Below are 20,831 nucleotides of genomic sequence, written 5' to 3' on the forward strand. Positions count from 1 at the left end.
CCGGCCCGCGGAAGGGGCTGCGATAAAGATCGTGCGTTGTCAGAGGTGGCCGGTAGTCTCGTAGACAAGATGACCGACGAGCTGACACCCGCCGAGCGGTACGCCGCGGCCCGCCGCCGGGCCGCCGAGCAGGCCACTGCGCTGGCCCCCTTCCGCGACATGTACGACTTCCGGCTGGACCCGTTCCAGGTGGAGGCCTGCCAGGCCCTCGAAGCCGGCAAGGGCGTGCTGGTCGCCGCCCCGACCGGCTCCGGCAAGACCATCGTGGGCGAGTTCGCCGTCCACCTGGCGCTCACCCAGGGCCGCAAGTGCTTCTACACCACACCCATCAAAGCCCTGTCGAACCAGAAGTACACCGATCTCGTCAAGCGCTACGGCGCGGACCGGGTCGGGCTGCTGACCGGGGACAACAGCATCAACTCGGACGCCCCGGTGGTCGTGATGACCACCGAGGTGCTGCGCAACATGCTCTACGCGGGCTCCGAGGCGCTGCGCGGGCTGGGCTACGTGGTGATGGACGAGGTCCACTACCTGTCCGACCGCTTCCGCGGCGCCGTCTGGGAGGAGGTCATCATCCACCTCCCGGAGTCGGTGACGCTGGTGTCGCTCTCCGCCACCGTCTCCAACGCCGAGGAGTTCGGCGACTGGCTGGACACCGTCCGCGGTGACACCGAGGTGATCGTCTCCGAGCACCGGCCGGTGCCGCTGTGGCAGCACGTGCTCGCCGGGCGCCGGATGTACGACCTCTTCGAGGAACGCAGCCAGCGGGACGGCGGCCAGGGCACCGGCCGCCGGGAGGTCAACCCCGACCTGGTGCGGCTGGCCCGGATGGAGAACAGCAGACCCGGTTTCGGGCGCGACAAGCGCCGCGGGCGCAACGGGATGCGCGAGGCGGACCGGGAGCGGGAGCGCCGCCAGCGCAGCCGCATCTGGACGCCGAGCAGGCCCGAGGTCATCGACCGGCTGGACGCCGAGGGGCTGCTCCCGGCGATCACCTTCATCTTCAGCCGGGCCGGCTGCGAGGCGGCGGTGCAGCAGTGCCTCCACGCCGGGCTGCGGCTGAACGACGAGGCGGCGCGCGCCAAGGTGCGCGCGATCGTCGAGGAGCGCACCGCGGCCATCCCGGACGAAGACCTGCACGTGCTGGGCTACTTCGAATGGCTGGAGGGCCTGGAGCGGGGTATCGCCGCACACCACGCCGGCATGCTGCCGACCTTCAAGGAGGTCGTCGAGGAGCTGTTCGTACAGGGCCTGGTGAAGGCGGTGTTCGCCACCGAGACCCTCGCCCTGGGCATCAACATGCCCGCCCGGTCGGTGGTGCTGGAGAAGCTCGTCAAGTGGAACGGCGAGCAGCACGCGGACATCACCCCGGGCGAGTACACCCAGCTCACCGGCCGCGCCGGCCGGCGGGGCATCGACGTCGAGGGCCATGCGGTGGTGCTCTGGCAGCGGGCGATGGACCCGGCGGCGCTGGCCGGCCTCGCCGGCACCCGCACCTACCCGCTGCGCTCCTCCTTCAAGCCCTCGTACAACATGGCGGTCAACCTGGTCTCGCAGTTCGGCCGGCACCGCTCCCGGGAACTGCTGGAGACCTCGTTCGCGCAGTTCCAGGCGGACCGGGCGGTGGTCGGGATCTCCCGCCAGGTGCAGCGCAACGAGGAGGGGCTGGCCGGCTACCGCTCCTCCATGACCTGCCATCTCGGCGACTTCGACGAGTACGCGGCGCTGCGCCGCCGCCTGAAGGACCGGGAGACCGAACTGGCCCGGCAGGGCGTGACACAGCGGCGCGCCGCCGCGATGACCGCGCTGGAGAAGCTCAAGCCCGGTGACGTCATCCACGTCCCCACCGGCAAGTACGCGGGGCTGGCGCTGGTGCTCGATCCGGGCCTGGCGGCGGGCCGGGCCGGCGGCCACCGCGGGTACGAGGCCCAGGACGGGCCGCGGCCGCTGGTGCTCACCGCCGAGCGGCAGGTCAAGCGGCTGGCGGCGATCGACTTCCCGGTGGCCGTCGAACCGCTGGAGCGGATGCGGATCCCCAAGACGTTCAATCCGCGCAGCCCCCAGTCGCGCCGCGACCTGGCCTCCGCGCTGCGTACCAAGGCGGGCCACCACGATGTGCGCCGGCACCGCCGGGACCGGTCCGCCGCCGCGGACGACACCGAGATCGCGAGCCTGCGTGCCGCGATACGCGCGCACCCCTGCCACGGGTGCGACGAGCGTGAGGACCACGCCCGCTGGGCCGAGCGCTACCACCGGCTGCTCCGTGACACCCGGCAGCTGGAGCACCGGATCGAGGGCCGCACCAACACCATCGCCCGCACCTTCGACCGGATCTGCGCGCTCCTGACCGAGCTGGACTACCTGCGCGACGAGGAGGTCACCGAGGACGGGCGGCGGCTGGCCCGGCTCTACGGCGAGCTCGACCTGCTGGCCAGCGAGTGCCTGCGGGAAGGGGTGTGGGAAGGGCTGAAGCCGGCCGAGCTGGCGGCCTGCGCCTCGGCGCTGGTGTACGAGGCGCGCACCGCGGACGACGCGCTGCCGCCCAAGCTGCCCACCGGTGCGGCGAAGCAGGCGCTGGGCGAGATGGTGCGGATCTGGGGCCGGCTGGACGCCCTGGAGGAGGACCACCGCATCAACCAGACCGAGGGCGTCGGGCAGCGGGAACCGGATCTGGGCTTCGCCTGGGCCGCGTACCGCTGGGCTTCCGGGCATGGTCTGGACGAGTTGCTGCGGGAAGTGGACATGCCCGCCGGTGACTTCGTGCGCTGGTGCAAGCAACTCATCGACGTGCTGGGGCAGATCGCCCAGGCCGCTCCGGGGGACGGCACCGTGGGGCGCAACGCCCGCCGGGCGGTGGACGGTCTGCTGCGCGGGGTGGTGGCGTACTCCTCGGTGGGCTGAGCCGGTCCGCGCCGGGGCGCCGCCCGCGCCGGGGCGCCCGCCCCGGTCCCGGGGCGGCGGGGCATCGCCGCGGTACCTCGCCGGCACCCCGCGGCACCGGGGACGCGGGACCGCACCGCCGGGCGGCGGCGCGGCCGCACCAGTGGGTGCCGGCCCGGTCGGCGGGAACGGACCTGCCGGCCGGCTGCGGGGACGGGCCGGAGCCGGGCGCCCGGCCCGGCCGGCCCCGGCGATCCGCGCCGCCGTGGCCGGCCGGTGAAACGTTTCAGGCGGCGGCCGGGGCGTCCTGCTCCTGCTCGGCCTCCACCTGCGCGTTCCACTCCCGCTTGGAGGACTGCCAGCCGTCCTCGTCGTGGCCCAGCCGCCAGTAGCCGGAGATCGACAGGTCCTCGCGCGGCACCTCCCGCTCGACCCGCAGATACCGGCGCAGCTCCTTCACCATGCCCGCCTCACCGTGCACGAACGCGTGCACCCGGCCGGCCGGGAACTCCAGCTCGCGGACGGCCTTCACCAGGACGCTGCCCGCCGGTGCGGCACCGCGGTGCAGCCACTGGACCCGCGCCCCGGCCGGGAGGGTGAGCGGCTGCTCCTCCCGCTCGTCCGCCACCTCGATCAGGGCCCGGACCACGGAGCCGTCCGGGATCCGCTCCAGCGACGCGGCGATGGCGGGCAGCGCGCTCTCGTCCCCGGCCAGCAGGTGCCAGTCGGCGTCCGGGCTGGGCAGGTAGGCCCCGCCGGGACCGAGCAGCCGGATCCCGGTGCCGGGGCCGGCGGCCGCCGCCCACGGTCCGGCCAGCCCGGCGTCACCGTGGATCACGAAGTCGACGGTCAGCTCCCGGGCCTGCGGATCCCAGTGGCGGACCGTGTAGGTACGGGTGCGCGGCCACTGCTCGCGGGGGAACTCCTCCCGGATCCGCGCGATGTCGAAGGGCTCCGGATAACCGACCCCCGGAACCGGGAACAGCAGCTTGACGTAGTGGTCGCTCCACTCGCCGGCCGTGAACCCGGAGAGGCCGTCGCCTCCGAACACGAGCCGCACCATGTGCGGGCTCAACCGTTCGCTGCGGAGCACTCGAGCGTGATGGGTCTGCGGCTTCTTGCGGACCGGCCGGTCGGTCACGGCGCCTCCTGCGAGAAATAAGTTAGGTTTACCTAACCTAACAGGTCTCGTCTCGGAGTGTGGTGAGCAAACGCTGCAGCGAGCCGCCGAGACCCCACCGCTCCGCCAGCTCCGCCACCGCCGCGGGGTCACGCGGTGCCCGCGGCAGCGCGGGATCGGCCGCGGGCAGCGCCACGTCCGAGGCGACCCGGACCACCGTGGGCGCGACGGCCAGATACGCCCCCGCCTCCTGGATCCGCCGGCGCTGGGTGGGCGTGAGCCGGGACCGCGGATCGTCGGCCGCGGCCCTGATCCCGGCCAGGTCGCCGTAGGCGTCCAGCAGCTTCGCGGCGGTCTTCTCGCCGATGCCCGGCACTCCGGGCAGCCCGTCGCTGGGGTCACCGCGCAGCAGCGCCAGATCGGCGTACCCCGGGCCGTTCACACCGTACTTCGCCCGCAGCGCCGCCTCGTCGACCACCTGGAGCGTGCCGACCCCCTTCACCGGGTACAGCACCCGCACCTCGCGGGCGTCGTCCACCAGCTGGTACAGGTCGCGGTCGCCGGTCACGATGTCCACCGGCCCCCGGGCCCGTGCGGTCAGGGTGCCGATCACGTCGTCCGCCTCGTACCCGGCGGCCCCCAGCCGGGCGATGCCCACCGCGTCCAGCACCGCGTCGATCACCGGGACCTGCGGGGAGAGGGTGTCCGGGACCTCCTCCTCGTCCGGCACCCCGGCGCCGGTCGCCACGGCCACCCGGTGCGCCTTGTAGGAGGGGATCAGATCGACCCGCCACTGGGGCCGCCAGTCGAAGTCCATGCAGGCGACCAGGTCGTCCGGCCGGTGGTCCTGGACCAGCCGGGCGATGAAGTCGAGCAGCCCGCGCACGGCGTTCACCGGGGTGCCGTCCGGGGCCCGTACCGAGTCCGGCACCCCGAAGTAGGCCCGGAAGTACAGGGAGGCGGTGTCGAGGAGCATCAGGCGTCGTCGCGTCACGCCCCGATCATGCCGTACCGCGCCGACACCGGCCGGTCCGCGACCCGGCGGCGGCCGCCCCGGGCACCCGGCGCCCGCCCGGCCCGGCGGGGGAGCGGCGACCGGGCGGGTGACCGGCCGGCACCACACCCTCGCACCGCGAAACGTGAGCTGGGTCACTGATTGGTTTACACCAAAAGCGCCGGGGCAGGCGCGGACCCGGAGCGAAGCCCGGCATGCCCACCGGACGTCCCGCAGGGGACTCCGGGGGCGGCCGGCACCCGCGGACGGATTCCGCACCCGCTCCACGACCTGCCGGCGGGGGTGGCGGGTCGTTTTTTCGTGCGACCCGAGAGGTGTATGTGTCCAGGCTGAGAGCCGAGAGCCTGTACAAGGTGTTCGGCAGACGACCCGAAGAGGCCGTACGAGCGCTGCGGGACGGTGCCGACCGTGAACGGCTGCGCGCGGACGGCGTCACCGCCGCGGTGATCGACGCGTCGTTCAGCGTCGAGGCCGGCCAGATATTCGTGGTCATGGGTCTGTCCGGATCCGGGAAGTCGACCCTGCTGCGCATGCTCAACGGCCTGCTGGAGCCGACCGCCGGGCGGGTGCTCTTCGACGACCAGGACCTGACCGGGCTCAGCCCGCGCGGCCTGCGCGAGGTGAGGTCCAAGAAGATCAGCATGGTCTTCCAGCACTTCGCGCTCTTCCCGCACCGCAGCGTGCTGGAGAACGCCGGCTACGGCCTGGAGGTGCAGGGCGTGCCCCGCGCCGAGCGCGAGCGGCGGGCCACCGAGGCGCTGGCCCTCGTCGGCCTCGCCGGCTGGGAGAAGTCCTGGCCGGACGAGCTGTCCGGCGGCATGCAGCAGCGCGTCGGCCTCGCCCGCGCCCTGGCCACCGACGCCGACCTGCTGCTGATGGACGAGTCGTTCAGCGCCCTCGACCCGCTGATCCGGCGGGACATGCAGGACCAGCTGCTGGAACTGCAGAAGCGGCTGCGGAAGACCATCGTCTTCATCACCCACGACCTCAACGAGGCGATGCGGCTCGGCGACCAGATCGCCGTGATGCGCGACGGCCGGATCGTGCAGACCGGCACGGCCGAGGACATCCTCGTCACCCCGGCCAACGACTACGTGGCCTCCTTCACCCAGGACGTGGACCGCACCCGGGTGCTCACCGCCGGCGCGATCATGGCCGAGCCGGACACCGTCCTGGGCACCCGGACCGAGGACGGCACCCTGCTCGCCACCGCGCGGGACGTGCTCGCCGCGGCCCCGGCCACCGTCGGCCCCGACACCCCGATCGCCGAACTGTTCACGCCCTGCTCGCGCAGCGGAACCGCGGTGGCCGTGACCGACGAGGGCGGCGAGCTGATCGGGGTCGTGCCGCGCGCCCGGCTGCTCGCCGTGCTCGGCGAACCCGGTCCGGCGCCCGACCCCGGCGACCGGACCCCGGCCGGGGACCCGCAGCCGGCCCCGGAGGCGCCGGCCGACGGCGCGGCCGGACAGCGGACCGACGAGGTGCACAAGGCGCCGGGCAAGGACCTGGACGCCCCGGAGGACAAGGTGGCCGCCGGTGCCTAGGCTCGAACTCGGAAGCTGGATCGACTCCGGCGTCAACTACCTGCGCGACCACTTCGCCTGGCTCTTCGACTTCATCTCCTCGGTCGTCGAAGGCATGTACGACGGCGTGCACCAGGTGCTCGCCGCGCCCGACCCGCTGCTGCTCACCGGGATCCTCGCGCTGCTCGCCTGGTGGCTGCGCGGCCTGCTGCCCGCCGTGCTGGCCTTCGCCGGTTTCGCGCTCATCGACTCGATCGAGCAGTGGGACGAGGCGATGGAGACCCTGTCGCTGGTCCTGGTGGCCGGTGCCATCACCATCGCGTTCGCCGTGCCGCTGGGCATCTGGGCCGCCCGCAGCAGGGTGGTCAGCGCGGTGCTCACACCGGTGCTGGACTTCATGCAGACCATGCCGGCGTTCGTCTACCTCATCCCCGGCATCTTCTTCTTCGGGGTCGGCGTCGTCCCCGGCGTCATCGCCACGATCGTGTTCTCCATGCCGCCCGGCGTCCGGATGACCGAACTCGGCATCCGCCAGGTCGACGCCGAGCTGGTGGAGGCCGCGGAGGCGTTCGGCACCACCCCCCGCCGCACCCTCACCCAGGTGCAGCTGCCGCTGGCGCTGCCCACCATCATGGCGGGCGTCAACCAGGCGATCATGCTGGCGCTGTCCATGGTCGTCATCTCCGGCATGGTCGGCGGCGGCGGGCTGGGCTCCTCGGTCTTCGAGGCGATCAGCTCGGTGGACGTGGCCCTCGGCTTCGAGGGCGGCATCGCGGTCGTCATCCTCGCCATGTACCTGGACCGGATGACCGGCGCGCTCAACCAGCGGGTCTCGCCGCTCGGCCGGCGGGCGCTGGCCAAGCGGAACGCCGCGGCGGCCGGTGGCTGGAAGGTGCTCCAGTGGCGTCCGGCCACCTCGGTCGCCATGGTCGGGGTCATCGTCCTCGGGCTCGTCGCCGGCGGCATGAACGTCTTCGGCGACGGCGACGGCGACGGTGGCCGCAAGGTCACCGCCGACGTCGGCAAGGGCCGCTCGATCAGCATCGGCTACATCAACTGGGACGAAGGCGTCGCCTCCACCTACCTGTGGAAGGAGATACTCCAGCAGCGGGGCTTCAAGCCCGAGGCCAAGGCGTACGAGGTGGGCGCGCTCTACACCGGCATGGCGGCCGGCGACATCGACATCCAGACCAACTCCTGGCTGCCGGTCACGCACGCCTCCTACTGGAAGCAGTACCGCGCCCAGCTGGAGGACCTCGGCGCCTGGTACGACAAGACCTCGCTGGAGGTCGCGGTGCCGTCCTACGTCAAGGGCGTCAAGAGCCTGGAGGACCTCAAGGGCAAGGCCGGCACGTTCAAGGGCCGGATCATCGGCATCGAGCCGGGCGCCGGTGAGATGAAGCTGATGAAGGACAAGGTCCTCCCCGGCTACGGGCTCGACAAGGACTACCGGCTCGTCAAGGGCTCCACCGCCGGGATGCTCTCCCAGCTGGAGCGCAGCTACGCCAAGAAGGAACCGGTCGCGGTCACCCTCTGGTCCCCGCACTGGGCGTACGACAAGTACCGGCTCACCAAGCTGGCGGACCCCCAGGGCGCGTTCGGCTCCGGCGACGGCATCCACACCCTGGCCCGCAAGGGCTTCTCCCGGCAGGAGCCGCAGGTCGCCCGGTGGATGAAGGACTTCAAGCTGACCGAGCGGCAGCTCACCAGCCTGGAGGCGGAGATCCAGGAGGCGGGCAAGGGCAACCAGCAGCAGGGCGTGCGCGCCTGGCTGGACAAGAACCCCGGCATCGTCGACAAGCTCGCCCCGGCGGGCGACGCGGCGGACAAGCCCGGCAAGCAGGCGGGCGCCGCACCGCGCATCGGCTACTTCCCGTGGGACGAGGACATCGCCACCACCTACCTGTGGAAGAACGTCCTGGAGCGCCGCGGCTACAAGCCCTCCATCAAGCAGTACGACGTCGGCTCGATGTTCACCGGGATGAGCGCCGGGCAGATCGACGTCGAGTTCGACGGCTGGCTCCCGGTGGCGCAGAAGCAGTACTGGGACCGGTACAAGAAGAACCTGGTCGACATCGGCCCCTGGTACGACAAGACGTCCCTGGAGATCGCGGTGCCCTCCTACGTCAAGGACGTGAAGTCCCTGGCCGACCTCAAGGGCAAGGCCGGGACCTTCGACGGGAAGATCATCGGGATCGAGCCCGGAACCGGCGAGATGAACCTGCTCAAGAGCAAGGTCATGGAGACGTACGGCCTCGACGGCGAGTACGACGTCGTCGACGGCAGCACCCCCGCGATGCTCGCCGAGCTCCAGCGCGCCTACGAGCGGAAGGAGCCGATCGCGGTGGCCCTGTGGACCCCGCACTGGGCGTACAGCAAGTACGAACTGACCAAGCTGGCCGACCCGGAGAAGGCCTTCGGGGACAACAACCGGATCCACTCGCTGGGCCACAAGTCGTTCCCGGAGAAGTTCCCCGAGTTCCACGGCTGGCTCAAGGACTGGCACATGACCGAGGAGGAACTCGCCGGACTGGAGCAGGCGATCCAGGACGCGGGGAAGGGCAACGTCGAGGAGGGCGTCCGGAAGTGGATGGACGCCCACCCCGGCATCGTCGACAAGATGGCGCCGGTCGCCTCCTGACGACGCCACCACCGGCCCGGCCCGCACCACCCCGCGGCCGTGCCACCCTTCCGGGCGCTGCCGCCGGTCCGACGGACCGGCGGCAGCGCCGTTCCCGGGCCCACGCGGGCACCGGCCGGCACCCGCAGCGGCCACGGCCCCGCGCCGGGCCGTACGGTGGGGCGATGAGCAGTCGCGGCGCGGTACGGCGCGTGGTGTCCCTGGTGCCCTCGCTCACCGAGGCGGTGGCGGCCACCGAGCCCGGACTGCTGGTCGGGGTGACCGACTGGTGCAGCCATCCACCCGGCCTCGGCGCGGACCGGATCGGCGGCACCAAGAACCCGGACACCGCCCGGATCGCGGCGCTCGCCCCCGACCTGGTCCTCGCCAACGAGGAGGAGAACCGCGAGCCCGACCTGGCCGCGCTGCGCGCCGCGGGACTCCCGGTCCTCGTCACCGAAGTGCGCACCCTGGACCAGGCGTTCGGGGAACTGCACCGGCTGCTGGTGCACGGCTGCGGTCTGCGTCGGCCGGGCTGGCTGGACGACGCCGAGGCGGCGTGGCGCGACGTGCGGCCCGCCGGTCCGGCACGGCAGGCGGTGATCCCGATCTGGCGGCGCCCCTGGATGGTCCTCGGCCGGGACACCTTCGCGGGCGACCTGCTCGCCCGGCTGGGCGTGCGCAGCATCCACCGGCGGAACCCCGAACGCTACCCCCGGGTCCCCCTGGACGAGCTCAACGCCTCCGGGGCGGACCTGGTGGTGCTGCCCGACGAGCCGTACCGCTTCACGGCGGACGACGGCCCCGAGGCGTTCCCCGGCCTCCCCGCCGCACTCGTCAGCGGCCGGCACCTCACCTGGTACGGGCCGTCCCTCGTCACGGCCCCGCAGGTGCTGCGCGCCGCGCTGGCGGAACCGCGCTGACCGGGCACGGAACCGGTCTGCCGCCGGCGGCAGGCTCAGGACCGCCCGGGCCCCGGCGCGGGCGCGAGCAGGGAGCCGTTCGCCACCCCCAGCGCGGTGCGCGCCGCGACCACCACCCACACGACCACCAGCCCCGCGTACAGCCCGCCCGCCAGCCAGGACAGCGCGTGCAGCCCGGTGTGCCGGGCGAGCCCGGCCGCCCCGGTGACACAGGTCCCCACCGGGAAGGTGAAGGCCCACCAGCTCATGGCGAACGGCAGGCCCCGGCGGGCCGCATGGACCACCAGCGCCCCCGCGACCGCCAGCCACAGCAGCGCGAAGCCCAGCACCGGCACGCCGTACGCGACCGCCAGGTACCCGGCGTGGACCGACCCCGGCGCCGCGTCCGCCAGGTTCCCGGCAGCCGTGGTGGACTGACCGAGCGGGCCGAGGACCAGGAAGACGGTCGGGGTCAGCGGCGCGGCGGGCGGGCCGAACCTCAGCAGCCGCGCGAAGAGCAGCGGGAGGACCAGCGCCACGGCGAGCAGGCTGAGCCCGAACAGCGCGTAGCAGCCCAGCAGCAGCGACACCCGCCCCTGCCCGGGCGGCAGCCACCGCGCCAGCGCCGGCCCCGACGCCGCGGACACCATGGGCGCCACCACCGGCAGCAGCCACACCGGAGAGGCGTCCTCGGCGCGGATCCGGTGCCGGGTGATCATCAGGAAGGGGATCCCGGCCGCCGCGGCCAGCGCGGCCACGGTCCCGGCCGCCCACAGCACCGCGGCCCCGGCCACCGCGGGCCCCTGGCCGATGACGCCGGACCCGACCGAGAGCGTCGCGCCGCCGACCGCGAGCAGGGCCATCGCCGCACAGCCGTGGAACGGCGCGACCGCCGGGTCCAGCAGCTGGGCGCGGGCCCGGTCGCGGTGCCGGGCCCAGTGCGCGGCCCGCGCGGCCAGCACCGCCACCAGAGCCGCCACGGCCAGCAGCCAGACCGCCCGCAGAACCGGCACACTGCCGGGGAAGCGGGGGAGTACCGCTCCGGCGCCGGCCACGATGGCGGTCCCCATCACCGCCGTGTACCAGTTCGGCCCCAGATGGCGGACGCCGTGCCGCCGCTCCCCGAGCGGGTGGTCGGCGGGGGAGAGGACGGGGGCGGCAACGGTGGTCATGCCCCGAAGCCTCGCCCCTCGCGGGGCGCCCCACCAGGGATCATTCCCCTATGAGCACATAAGCTGACGTTATGAGCACGGCGCACCATGAGACCCCGGAGACGGCCGGCCCCCCGGCGGCAGCCAAGCCCCCGGAGCCCGCCACCGGGCCCCCCGCCCCCGCGGAGGCCCCCGGCCGCACACCTTCCGCCGCCCCGCTCGCCCACCGGGTCCCCGACCTCGGGGCACTGGAACTCCTCCTCGGCGTCGCCCGCCTCGGCAGCCTGGGCCGCGCGGCCCGCGAACTCGGCATCACCCAGCCCGCCGCCAGCAACCGCATCCGCTCCATGGAACGGATGCTCGGCGTCCCGCTCGTGGACCGCTCACCCCGCGGCTCGCGGCTCACCGAAGCGGGCACGCTGGTGACCGACTGGGCCCGGCGCGTCGTCGAGGCGGCCGAGGCGTTCGACGCCGGGGTACACGCCCTCCGCGGCCGCCGTGACTCCCGCCTGCGGGTCGCCGCCAGCATGACCATCGCCGAGTACCTGATGCCCGGCTGGCTGATCACCCTGCGCACGCTGCGCCCGGACACCGCGGTGTCCCTGCTGGCCGGCAACTCGGCGGCGGTCGCCGCCCAGCTCCTCGCCGCGGAGGCGGACCTCGGCTTCGTCGAGGGCCTGGACGTGCCGCACGGACTGGACACCGCCGTGATCGGCCACGACCGGCTCGTGGTGGTCGTCGCCCCGGACCACCGGTGGGCGCGCCGACGGACACCGATCGACCCCGCCGAGCTCGCCGCGACCCCGCTGGTCCTCCGCGAACGCGGCTCCGGCACCCGGCAGGTCCTCGACGCGGCCCTCGCCGCGCACGGCGGTCTCGCCGCCCCGCTGCTCGAACTCGCCTCCACCACCGCGGTCAAGGCCGCCGCGGTGAGCGGGGCGGGCCCGGCGGTGCTCAGCAGACTCGCGGTCCGCGAGGAGCTGGCCGCCCGGCGGCTGGTGGAGGTCCCCGTCGGCGGCGTGTCCCTCCGGCGCGACCTGCGCGCCGTCTGGCCCGCCGGCCGACGCCCCGCCGGCCCGGCCCGGGACCTGCTCGGTCTCACCCGCTCCGACGACTGAGGCACCCCAACCGGCCCGGCCCGGGCCCCCGCTCCCGGCACCGCGACGCGCCCGCTCTTGGCTTATCAGGCGAGCAAAGGGAGAGTGTGCTTCCGGCAGCCCGCATCCCAGCCCACCCGACCAGCACCGCATCACCGACATCATCCCGACGGTCCCAGGAGACGACACGGCATGCCCGCCACCGGAACGACCCCCCACCGCACCGACCACTTCCACGCCCCGGACGGCGCGCGCGTCGCCACGTACACCTGGCTGCCGGAGAGCGGGCAGCCGCGCGCCATAATCCAGATCGCCCACGGGGCCGCCGAGCACGCCCGCCGGTACGGCCGCTTCGCCGGCTTCCTCGCCGACCACGGCTACCTCGTCGTCGCCTCCGACCACCGGGGCCACGGCGGCACCGCGGAGAGCACCGGCGGCTACGGAATCGTCGGCGACGACGACAGCTGGCGCGCCATGGTCGCCGACCTGCGCGCCATCGGGCACCGGGCGCGGACCGACCACCCCGACGTCCCGCTCATCCTCTTCGGCCACAGCATGGGCTCGATGCTGGCCCGTGACTGCGCCCAGGAGTACGGGGACGAACTGGCCGGACTGGTGCTGTCCGGGACCTTCCGCACCCTGCCCGGCGCGGAGATCGAGGAGATCTCCGCGCACATCGAGCGGGAGATCACCGACCGGGGCCGGGACGCGCTGTCCACCTTCGTCCCGTCCCTCTTCGCGTCCTTCAACGACCCCTACGAGTTCGGCACCGGGTTCGAATGGCTGTCCCGGGACTCCACCGAGGTCGGCCTCTACGCGGCCGACGCCGCCTGCGGCTTCCCCTTCAGCGCGGGCCTGTCACTCGACTGGGTGCGCGCCGTGCGGAAGATCAACGACCCCAGGAACCAGGCCCGCATCCCCGCCCACCTGCCGGTGCACATCGCCGTCGGCACCGAGGACCCCTGCAACCAGCGGATGACCCTGGTCTACGAACTGCTGGAGGACTTCCGGTACATCGGCACCCGGAACCTCAGCTGGAAGAGCTACCCCGGGGCACGGCACGAGATCCTCAACGAGACCAACCGCGACGAGGTGCAGCAGGACCTGCTGGCCTGGCTCGACGCCCACGCCGCACGCCCCGCCTGACCCCCGCGGCCCGCCGCGCCGGCCCCCCGCCCCCGGCGCGCGTGACCCCGCTCCCGCAGGTATGACGCGGCCTGGCCCTGCGCGCCGGGCCGCGGCTCCCGGCCTCAGCGTGCCGGGCCCTCACACCCGGCCCTCAGGGTGCCGGGCCCTCGCTCCCGGCCCGACCCGCGCCCGCCCCGGGGCGTGCCGCGGCCCCGCCCGCCCGGCCGGGCGAGGCGCGCCCGGCCGGCCTCCCCTCCCGGCCGGCCCGGCCGCCCCCCTCGGGCTCACGGCCCCTCGGGCCCGTCACCCCCTCGGGCCCGTCACCACCTCGGGCCCGTCACCCCCCTCCGGCCGTTTCCCGGCCGCTGGCTCAGATGCTCCCCGGCTTGAACACGTCCTGCTCGATCAGCAGCTTGTCGATCCGGGCCTTGTCCACCCGGTTGGTCACCTCCTGGACCTCCTGCCGGTCCCGGACGCACTTGGCGAGCGTGAAGCTCGACGTCACGACGAAGATCAGCCCGAGCGCGAGGAAACCCCGCTCCCAGGTGCCCAGGGGCAGCTTGGCGATGCCGTAGGCCACCGCCGCCAGGGAGATCCCGAACGAGACCGCCGCCTGGATGAAGAACGCCGTGGTCGTCGGCCGCTGGATGGATGGAGTCGTCATGTGCGTAGCGTGCTCGACCGGTGACGCCCGTGCATGAGTACTCCTACTCACCCCGCCCTGAGCCCCGTGGCGCCCCCGCTGTCCTCAAGGTGGAGGCGACCACCCCCTGAAGTGCGGTATTGTTCTCATGCGCGGTCGGCGAGGGGAAACAAACCCCGAACCGAACAAGCACCGGGACGTGGCGCAGCTTGGTAGCGCACTTGACTGGGGGTCAAGGGGTCGCAGGTTCAAATCCTGTCGTCCCGACGGTGCGAAAAGCCCGCTGGCGGAGCGTAAGGCTCCAGCTCAGCGGGCTTTTGCGTTTCTCCGGCCGGGCTCAGCGCACGAGTCGGAGATGCCGCTTCGGGGCTTCCTCTGGGGCCACTTTGGGACCAGCGGCCTTCCGGCCGGCCGCCAGGTGGGCGGAGAGCGCGGCCCCGGCCAGCTCGATCGAGCGACGGTCCGGGTGCAGATAGCGCTGCGTCGTGGTCGGCGACCCGTGCCCGGCGATCTTCCGGAGCACATGCGGCGGGACGCCGGCATCGGCCATCCAGGTCAGTCCGGTGTGCCGGAGATCGTGCCGACGCAGGTGCTCATAACCCAGCTTGACGACCACCTCGTCCCAATGGGTCGCGTCCCGCAGAACCGCGGTCGACCGCCCCGGGGGCCGGTGAAGAGGCGGGCCATGGGGTCGCGACCCACGACGTCCAGGCGGTGGGCGACGAGCTCCCGGATCTCGAGGATCAGCGGTACCGTCCGCCGGCGCTTGTCCTTGGTGCCCTTGTCGATGAGTCCGCCGGGGCCGGGAGTCGTCTGCCGGGACAGCTCCCATGTCACAAAAGGGCCTGCATCTTTCACGGCACCGTCACAGTCGTAGCCATCCGGCTCTGGCTCCGGTCCCTGTCGGAGTGAAGGAGCTGGCACCGTCAGGAGAAAATCGCGTGCACCTGATCGACCGCTTCGGGCCCATAGCCAACCGCGCCCACGGGAACCGCGCCGTCGATCGCCTCGATGACACGCCCGGCCCATACCGGCCCGAACCCGCCGCACAGTTCGATCAGTTGCACGCCCTCACTCACCAGGCGGCGCGCGGCTTCGATGCTTTCCTCGGGCTTCTCCACCCCGACGAACACACTGCGGCACATACCGGTGTCCACGATGCTGACATCGCCACCAGCCGCGCTGCCGTCCGCCGTGTAGATGAACCCCCAGTGTGTGAGCGCCATACGTATCGACCTCCTGTGATCGTCAGAGCCACCAGCCAAGCAGAGTGAGGCCGGGAACGGCATGGATCGGAGACGATCCGCGAGTGATCTGCGCCGCACTCCGAATGCCCGCGCCATCCGACCTCGGGCTGTGTGGCTGGTGACCAGGCGAGTCAGCCGACTGGGTGCTCGACGACGCGCCATGAGTCGTCTTTCGGTGAGCAGCGCACCAGTTCACCCGAGTCCAGCTCGTACAGCTGCCACTCGATTCGCATGGACGAGGAAACGTGATCCCGCACCACGTCAGCGGCGAGGGGCGGTGGGCCGGGCCGGGCATGGAGGTCGTGCATGATCCGGTGTCGGCCGGGCGGTACGTCAGTGCGTACGAGGCGGTGTCGGAGCAGGCGATTCCGCACGCGGAGCGCCGGCCCGCCCGACCGCGAACCCATGGCCGTCACGGACTCGGCGTGACCGCGTGGACGCCCCGTCGCCGGAGCCGTCGGCCGGGGGCCGGGCTCCGGCTCGGGGTTCGGGCCGATGGGTCAGCGGAGGGCGCTGCGGATCGCTCGCTCCACCTGGACCGCGGTGTTGGCGTGTCCCGCGGTGTTGGGGTGGATCATCGTGGCGCGCTTGCCGATGGGACCGCAGTCCACCGACGTGCCGGGGAAGGTGGTGGGCCAGTAGTCCGCGGCGTCGCCGCAGATTCCTTCCATCCACTTGGTGCCCGCGGGCTGACACACGTCGTGGCCCTCGCTGGAGGGGTAGACGTTGACGAAGCGGTCGCCGAAGGACGACGTGGCCCGCTGGATCCTCTTGTTCACAGCCTTGAGGACGTCGTCACGAAGCCAGTCGATGTCGGCGTGGGTGACGGTGTCGAGTTCGGTGAGGGACCCGCGGTCGCAGGCACTGGCCTTGGCCGGCATGATGGCCGGGTAGCCGACGCTGATCACCTTGGCGTTGGGCGCGGCCCGGTGTACCGCGGCCAGCATCTCGGTGTACTCGTCCTGGACCCGGGCGAGCCTCTCCCGGACGCTCTCCACCCCCTCGGGCGGGTTGGTGAAGTACTCGCGGCAGGACTTGTCGATCGCGCCCAGCTCAAGGCACTTGGGGAAGATGTCGCCGAAGGGCAGGCTGTTGCCGCCGATGGCGATGGTGACGACGTCGGTGTCCTCGTCGAGCCCGGCCCGCTTGATCTGCGTGTCCACCGCGGGCCAGCCGCCGGGAGGGGTCTGGACCGGGCTGATCGGCGTCTGCTTGACCTTGGCGATGTTCGCTATGACGGCGCTGCTGCAGGCGACGTTGGTCAGGTGGACCTTCTTGCTCAGCGGGGACTCGGCGAGTTCCCGCTCGACCACGCTGGGGTAGGAGTCGCTGGTCCGGGCGCAGCCGTCCTGCGACGGATCCCCCAGCGGGGGCGTCGGGTCGCCGACGAAGACGCCGGCGGTGAACGAGTCACCGAGCGCGGCCCACTCGTACTGGTCGGCCGCGCCGGCGGAGCCGGAGGGTAAGAGCGTGGCCGCGGCGAGCGCGAGCCCGACAGCCAGGGCTCGCGTGCGCGGGCGGAAGACAGGGTGTCGCATGGATCCTCCGGGATCAGTGTGAAGACGTCCGGGCAGCCGGAACACGACGCCCGGCGGGGCGGAACGCACCTCAGCGGAGATCGTCCGCGCCGTCACCCTGCCCTGTCCGGCGAAACGGTCCGCCATCACTCGATCGGGCTAATTGGTTGGATCTTTCGTATCGACCTTGGCTCGGCCTGCTACTATCGCGCGCGCGAAGGGGGGCCGGGGCCGGTGGACGCGGCACTCGTTGCCCTCTGGGCCCGTCATGACCGGCACGGACGCATCCGCCCGGTACTGAACGCCGAGGGCCCGGACGAGCCCGTCGAGTTCGACGACCCCCTCTGGGAGCGGGGGACGTCACGCCGCCCTCGGCCGGACGAGGGCGGGCGGCGGCCCGCGCTGTGCTGGGGGTCACTTCGGGTCGCGGTTGAACGTCGACATCGACCAGAAGTAGCCGAGGACCGCGAGCCCCAGGCACCAGGCGACCGCGAGCCACCCGTTGTGGCCGATCTCGCTGCCGAGGAGCAGGCCCCGGAGGGTTTCGATGGCGGGCGTGAACGGCTGGTACTCGGCTATCGGTTGGAACCAGCCGGGCATGGTGTCGACCGGGACGAATGCGCTGGAGAAGAGCGGCAGCAGGATCATCGGCATCGCGTTGTTGCTGGCGGCCTCCGCGTTCGGGCTGACCAGGCCCATGCCGACCGCGATCCAGGTGAGCGCCATGGCGAAGAGCACGAGCAGCCCGAACGCCGCCAGCCACTCCGGGGCGGTGGCGTCCGTGGACCTGAAGCCGATGGCCACGGCGACGGCGCCCAGGACGACCACGCTCATCACCGACTGCAGCACGCTGCCGACGACGTGCCCGACGAGCACCGAGCCGCGGTGGATCGCCATCGTGCGGAAGCGGGCGATGATGCCCTCGGTCATGTCGTTGGAGACGGACACCGCGGTCCCGACCACGGTGCCGCCGATGGTCATCAGCAGGATGCCCGGGACGATGTAGGCGATGTACTCGGAGCGGTCGGCGCCACCGCCGCCGATGCCCGCGCTCATCGTGTCGCCGAAGATGTAGACGAAGAGCAGCAACAGCATGACCGGCGTGAGCAGCAGGTTCAGGGTGAGGGACGGGTAGCGCCGCGCGTGCAGGAGGTTGCGGCGCAGCATCGTGGAGGAGTCACGCAGGGCGAGGGAGAGGGAACTCATCGGGCGACTTCCTTGAGCTGGGTGGGGACGGCGGTGCCGCCGGTGAGGGCGAAGAACACGTCGTCGAGGTCAGGGGTGTGCACGGTCAGTCCGTCGGCCTCGATGCCGGTGGAGTCCAGCCAGTCGAGGATGGCGCGCAGTTCGCGCTGGCTGCCGCCGCAGGGGATCTGCAGCGCCAGCGCCTCGTCGTCGGAGGCGCCCCCTGTTCGAGTGAGGCCGGAAGTGTGGGGGAGGGTGGCCTCGCGCAGGGTGGAGGCGGCGGACCGGTAGGCGGCCGGGTCGGCGAACCGCAGCCGCACGTGCCCACCCGGGACGAGCCGCTTCAGCTCCTCGGCGGTGCCCTCGGCGGCGATCTTCCCGTCGTTGAGGACGGCGATGCGGTCGGCGAGTTGGTCGGCTTCCTCCAGGTACTGGGTGGTGAGGAAGACGGTGACGCCGCCCGAGACCAGTTCGCGGATGATCTGCCACATGTTGTGGCGGGAGCGCGGGTCGAGGCCGGTGGTGGGCTCGTCGAGGAAGATGATCCGCGGGTTGCCGACCAGGGTCATGGCGATGTCGAGGCGGCGCTTCATGCCGCCGGAGTAGGTGGAAGCGGGCTTCTTCGCGGCTTCCACCAGGTCGAAGCGCTCCAGCAGTTCGGCGGCGGTGCGCCGCCCCTCGCGCTTGGACAGGTGGTGCAGGTCCGCCATGAGGAGCATGTTCTCCTCGCCGGTGATCAGGCCGTCGACGGCGGAGAACTGCCCGGTGACGCCGATCGAGGCCCGCACCGCCTGTGGATCGGCGGCCAGGTCGTGGCCACCGACCCGGCTAACGCCGTCATCGGCGCCGATCAGGGTGGAGAGGATCTTGACGGCGGTGGTCTTGCCGGCGCCGTTCGGGCCGAGCAGGGAGAAGATCGTTCCCTCGGGGACGGCCAGGTCGACGCCGTCGAGGACGGTCTTGTCGCCGTAGGACTTGTGCAGTCCGTTCGCCGCGATGGCCAAGTCGGTCATGAGGAGTGCTCCCTTGGGAGGCCGTGGGCGGTCAGAGGCTGCGGGCGGTGATGTCGCCGTAGGCGGTGGTCGCGTGGATGGTCAGGTCGGTGGCGGCGCCATCGGTGTTCTTGAGCGCGTTGTGGATCCGGCCGTAGCCGGTGCCGGCGTCCAGGGTGGCGGAGACGCCGCGGGCGGCGCCGATGGAGACATCGCCCTTCTCGGTGCGCAGGGTGATGGTGCCGCGCACGGCCTCGGCGATGTTCAGGTCGCCGTGCTGGGTGCTGATCTCGCTGTCCCCGCCCAGGCGGCCGATCGAGATGTCGCCGGCCTGGAGGTTGAGGCGGGCGCTCGCGGTCTCGTCGAGCTTGACCGGGCCCAGCGCGCTGTCGTGGGCGACATCGCCGAGTCGTCCGACCCCCCGCAGTTCGGTGCAGGACGCCTTCACCTCGACGTGGGAACCGGCGGGCAGTTGGACGGTCACCTCGACGGAGCCGGACGAGCCGAAGAGCTCGCTGTTCGCCTCCGGGGCCGTGATCCGCAGCACCCCGTCGTCGTAGGCGACCTGGGTCCGCTGTGCCGCCTGCGCGTCGCGGCTCTTGGAGGGGTTGGCGGGCAGGACCTCGACGGTGGTGTCGGCCCGGTCCGCGGCGATGAACTGGATGCGCCCGGCGGGGACGTCGACGACGGCGGTGACCGGGGTGGGGGTGTCGAACTTCTGCATCGTGCTCTCCTGTGCTCGGTGGTGTTTCCGACATCGCAAAAGCTACGTTGCCTTTGCGGATTGAGCAACGAATTCGTTGCGTACATCTAAGAATTATGCAGGTCAACGCCTTGCAATCGTTGCAACGGTTCGAAATTTAACGCAACGCCAGCTGCTCGTTCGTTGCATTGGATGGGGAGTGAAAGCTACAGTGGGGGCATCTGAGGAACCATGAAGGGAGATCTCGGTGCCAGGAGGCAGGCTCACCCAGTCCGAACGCCGGCAGATCGCGTCGGGGCTGGCCGACGGGTTCGCCTACGCGGAGATCGCCAGACGCCTCGACCGGCCTACCTCGACCGTCACGCGGGAGGTGATGCGGAACGGCGGCCCCGTCGCCTACCGCGCCGACCTGGCCCACCACGCCGCCGAACGCCGCACCCACCGGCGCAGGCAGGCCACGACCGGAGGGCAGCAGACGCCCCCGCAGGCCCACGGCCGCGATCCCGAGGCCGTGCGCGAGTACGAGGAGACGTTCACCACCCTCTTCATGCAACAGGGGCTGCCCAAGATGACGTCCCGGGTCCTGACCTGTCTGTTCACCACCGACGCGGGCAGCCTCACCGCATCCGAACTCGTCCGGCGCCTCCAGATCAGCCCGGCCTCCGTCTCCAAGGCGATCGCGTTCCTCGAAAGCCAGGGACTCATCCGCCGGGAACGCGACGAACGCCGCCGCGACCGCTACGTCGTGGACAACGACGTCTGGTACCAGTCGACGATGGCCGCCGCCCGGTCCAGCGCCCAACTCGCCGAGATCGCACGGCAGGGCGTCGGCATCCTCGGCCCCGACACCCCGGCCGCCACCCGCCTCGAGAACATCGCCCGCTTCAGCGACTTCATCGGCGAGAGCATCGCCCGCGCCGCGGAACAGGCCCGCGAGGTCCTCTTCACGAAACCCGAAACGACGGCGGACGGCACCGCCGAGCCACCTGCGGATCGCGGCTGAACAGCCGCTTGACGGTCACGGCCTCGGAAGGACGTCAGCGGGGCCGGGCCCTTCAGTCCGTCGGCGGTGGCGGGACGGTCCCGGTGCAGGCCCCGGTTCTGCCTG

Annotated in this window: 17 protein-coding genes and 1 tRNA gene; 8 read left to right on the forward strand and 10 right to left on the reverse strand. The window is 72.3% G+C overall.

The features are described 5' to 3' along the window. Nucleotides 1-69 precede the first annotated feature (69 nt). Entirely contained in the window at nt 70-2,901 is a 2,832-nt protein-coding gene (locus tag ACH4B3_RS15490) for a DEAD/DEAH box helicase (protein WP_398463344.1), read from the forward strand. Between the two features lie 265 nt (nt 2,902-3,166). Here ACH4B3_RS15490 and ACH4B3_RS15495 read toward each other — a convergent pair whose 3' ends face one another. Further along, on the reverse strand, nt 3,167-4,021 hold the full coding sequence (locus ACH4B3_RS15495) for a siderophore-interacting protein (protein ID WP_398463345.1): 855 nt from the start codon (nt 4,019-4,021) through the stop codon (nt 3,167-3,169). A gap of 37 nt (nt 4,022-4,058) precedes the next feature. Continuing rightward, complete coding sequence (locus tag ACH4B3_RS15500; RefSeq protein ID WP_398463541.1) at nt 4,059-4,976, reverse strand: 5'-3' exonuclease H3TH domain-containing protein; 918 nt, start codon at nt 4,974-4,976, stop codon at nt 4,059-4,061. A gap of 359 nt (nt 4,977-5,335) precedes the next feature. Here ACH4B3_RS15500 and ACH4B3_RS15505 point away from each other — a divergent pair, with 359 nt between their 5' ends. The 3 genes from ACH4B3_RS15505 (at nt 5,336) to ACH4B3_RS15515 (ending at nt 10,081) form a co-directional block, all read left to right on the forward strand. Beyond that, entirely contained in the window at nt 5,336-6,559 is a 1,224-nt protein-coding gene (locus ACH4B3_RS15505; protein WP_398463346.1) for a betaine/proline/choline family ABC transporter ATP-binding protein, read from the forward strand. Beyond that, nucleotides 6,552-9,179, forward strand: coding sequence for an ABC transporter permease/substrate binding protein (locus ACH4B3_RS15510; protein ID WP_398463347.1), 2,628 nt, complete (start codon nt 6,552-6,554; stop codon nt 9,177-9,179). Before ACH4B3_RS15505 ends, ACH4B3_RS15510 begins: the two co-directional genes overlap by 8 nt. Nucleotides 9,180-9,343: 164 nt before the next feature. After that, the gene (locus ACH4B3_RS15515) at nt 9,344-10,081 is read left to right on the forward strand and encodes a helical backbone metal receptor (protein ID WP_398463348.1); all 738 of its coding nucleotides are present in this window, start codon (nt 9,344-9,346) and stop codon (nt 10,079-10,081) included. Nucleotides 10,082-10,116: 35 nt separating this feature from the next. On the opposite strand, the gene ACH4B3_RS15520 is transcribed toward ACH4B3_RS15515, so the two are convergent. Further along, entirely contained in the window at nt 10,117-11,232 is a 1,116-nt protein-coding gene (locus ACH4B3_RS15520) for a C4-dicarboxylate ABC transporter (protein WP_398463349.1), read from the reverse strand. Between the two features lie 71 nt (nt 11,233-11,303). Here ACH4B3_RS15520 and ACH4B3_RS15525 point away from each other — a divergent pair, with 71 nt between their 5' ends. Together ACH4B3_RS15525 and ACH4B3_RS15530 are read left to right on the forward strand one after the other, a co-directional pair. Beyond that, complete coding sequence (locus tag ACH4B3_RS15525) at nt 11,304-12,329, forward strand: LysR family transcriptional regulator (protein WP_398463350.1); 1,026 nt, start codon at nt 11,304-11,306, stop codon at nt 12,327-12,329. Between the two features lie 171 nt (nt 12,330-12,500). After that, nucleotides 12,501-13,454, forward strand: coding sequence for an alpha/beta fold hydrolase (locus ACH4B3_RS15530; RefSeq protein ID WP_398463351.1), 954 nt, complete (start codon nt 12,501-12,503; stop codon nt 13,452-13,454). Between the two features lie 352 nt (nt 13,455-13,806). On the opposite strand, the gene ACH4B3_RS15535 is transcribed toward ACH4B3_RS15530, so the two are convergent. Beyond that, complete coding sequence (locus tag ACH4B3_RS15535; protein WP_398463352.1) at nt 13,807-14,100, reverse strand: YiaA/YiaB family inner membrane protein; 294 nt, start codon at nt 14,098-14,100, stop codon at nt 13,807-13,809. A 172-nt stretch (nt 14,101-14,272) separates the two neighbouring features. Between ACH4B3_RS15535 and ACH4B3_RS15540 the strand changes: the two genes are divergently transcribed. Continuing rightward, nucleotides 14,273-14,346 (forward strand) — tRNA-Pro (locus ACH4B3_RS15540). Between the two features lie 70 nt (nt 14,347-14,416). On the opposite strand, the gene ACH4B3_RS15545 is transcribed toward ACH4B3_RS15540, so the two are convergent. The 6 genes from ACH4B3_RS15545 to ACH4B3_RS15570 form a co-directional block, all read right to left on the reverse strand. Further along, nucleotides 14,417-14,695 carry a tyrosine-type recombinase/integrase gene (locus tag ACH4B3_RS15545; RefSeq protein ID WP_398463353.1) on the reverse strand — a complete coding sequence of 93 codons (279 nt, stop codon included), beginning with the start codon at nt 14,693-14,695 and terminating at the stop codon, nt 14,417-14,419. 310 nt (nt 14,696-15,005) lie between these two features. Then, on the reverse strand, nt 15,006-15,305 hold the full coding sequence (locus ACH4B3_RS15550; protein WP_398463354.1) for a DUF6506 family protein: 300 nt from the start codon (nt 15,303-15,305) through the stop codon (nt 15,006-15,008). 521 nt (nt 15,306-15,826) lie between these two features. Further along, nucleotides 15,827-16,864 carry an SGNH/GDSL hydrolase family protein gene (locus ACH4B3_RS15555; protein WP_398463355.1) on the reverse strand — a complete coding sequence of 346 codons (1,038 nt, stop codon included), beginning with the start codon at nt 16,862-16,864 and terminating at the stop codon, nt 15,827-15,829. Nucleotides 16,865-17,257: 393 nt separating this feature from the next. After that, the gene (locus ACH4B3_RS15560; protein ID WP_398463356.1) at nt 17,258-18,049 is read right to left on the reverse strand and encodes an ABC transporter permease; all 792 of its coding nucleotides are present in this window, start codon (nt 18,047-18,049) and stop codon (nt 17,258-17,260) included. Then, complete coding sequence (locus ACH4B3_RS15565; RefSeq protein WP_398463357.1) at nt 18,046-19,041, reverse strand: ATP-binding cassette domain-containing protein; 996 nt, start codon at nt 19,039-19,041, stop codon at nt 18,046-18,048. Before ACH4B3_RS15565 ends, ACH4B3_RS15560 begins: the two co-directional genes overlap by 4 nt. A 31-nt stretch (nt 19,042-19,072) precedes the next feature. After that, complete coding sequence (locus tag ACH4B3_RS15570) at nt 19,073-19,744, reverse strand: DUF4097 family beta strand repeat-containing protein (RefSeq protein WP_398463358.1); 672 nt, start codon at nt 19,742-19,744, stop codon at nt 19,073-19,075. Nucleotides 19,745-19,970: 226 nt separating this feature from the next. Between ACH4B3_RS15570 and ACH4B3_RS15575 the strand changes: the two genes are divergently transcribed. Next, the gene (locus ACH4B3_RS15575) at nt 19,971-20,726 is read left to right on the forward strand and encodes a helix-turn-helix domain-containing protein (protein ID WP_398463359.1); all 756 of its coding nucleotides are present in this window, start codon (nt 19,971-19,973) and stop codon (nt 20,724-20,726) included. Nucleotides 20,727-20,831: the final 105 nt, after the last annotated feature.

Origin of the sequence: Streptomyces sp. NPDC018031 (assembly GCF_044327625.1) — a bacterium.
Taxonomy (GTDB): domain Bacteria; phylum Actinomycetota; class Actinomycetes; order Streptomycetales; family Streptomycetaceae; genus Streptomyces.

Coding starts and splice junctions, on each gene's coding strand:
- ACH4B3_RS15550 (WP_398463354.1), bottom strand. CDS start 15,305: ATGGCGCTCACACACTGGGGGTTCATCTACACGGCGGACGGCAGCGCG.
- ACH4B3_RS15565 (WP_398463357.1), bottom strand. CDS start 19,041: ATGACCGACTTGGCCATCGCGGCGAACGGACTGCACAAGTCCTACGGC.
- ACH4B3_RS15490 (WP_398463344.1), top strand. CDS start 70: ATGACCGACGAGCTGACACCCGCCGAGCGGTACGCCGCGGCCCGCCGC.
- ACH4B3_RS15535 (WP_398463352.1), bottom strand. CDS start 14,100: ATGACGACTCCATCCATCCAGCGGCCGACGACCACGGCGTTCTTCATC.
- ACH4B3_RS15560 (WP_398463356.1), bottom strand. CDS start 18,049: ATGAGTTCCCTCTCCCTCGCCCTGCGTGACTCCTCCACGATGCTGCGC.
- ACH4B3_RS15525 (WP_398463350.1), top strand. CDS start 11,304: ATGAGCACGGCGCACCATGAGACCCCGGAGACGGCCGGCCCCCCGGCG.
- ACH4B3_RS15530 (WP_398463351.1), top strand. CDS start 12,501: ATGCCCGCCACCGGAACGACCCCCCACCGCACCGACCACTTCCACGCC.
- ACH4B3_RS15570 (WP_398463358.1), bottom strand. CDS start 19,744: ATGCAGAAGTTCGACACCCCCACCCCGGTCACCGCCGTCGTCGACGTC.
- ACH4B3_RS15520 (WP_398463349.1), bottom strand. CDS start 11,232: ATGACCACCGTTGCCGCCCCCGTCCTCTCCCCCGCCGACCACCCGCTC.
- ACH4B3_RS15515 (WP_398463348.1), top strand. CDS start 9,344: ATGAGCAGTCGCGGCGCGGTACGGCGCGTGGTGTCCCTGGTGCCCTCG.
- ACH4B3_RS15500 (WP_398463541.1), bottom strand. CDS start 4,976: ATGCTCCTCGACACCGCCTCCCTGTACTTCCGGGCCTACTTCGGGGTG.
- ACH4B3_RS15555 (WP_398463355.1), bottom strand. CDS start 16,864: ATGCGACACCCTGTCTTCCGCCCGCGCACGCGAGCCCTGGCTGTCGGG.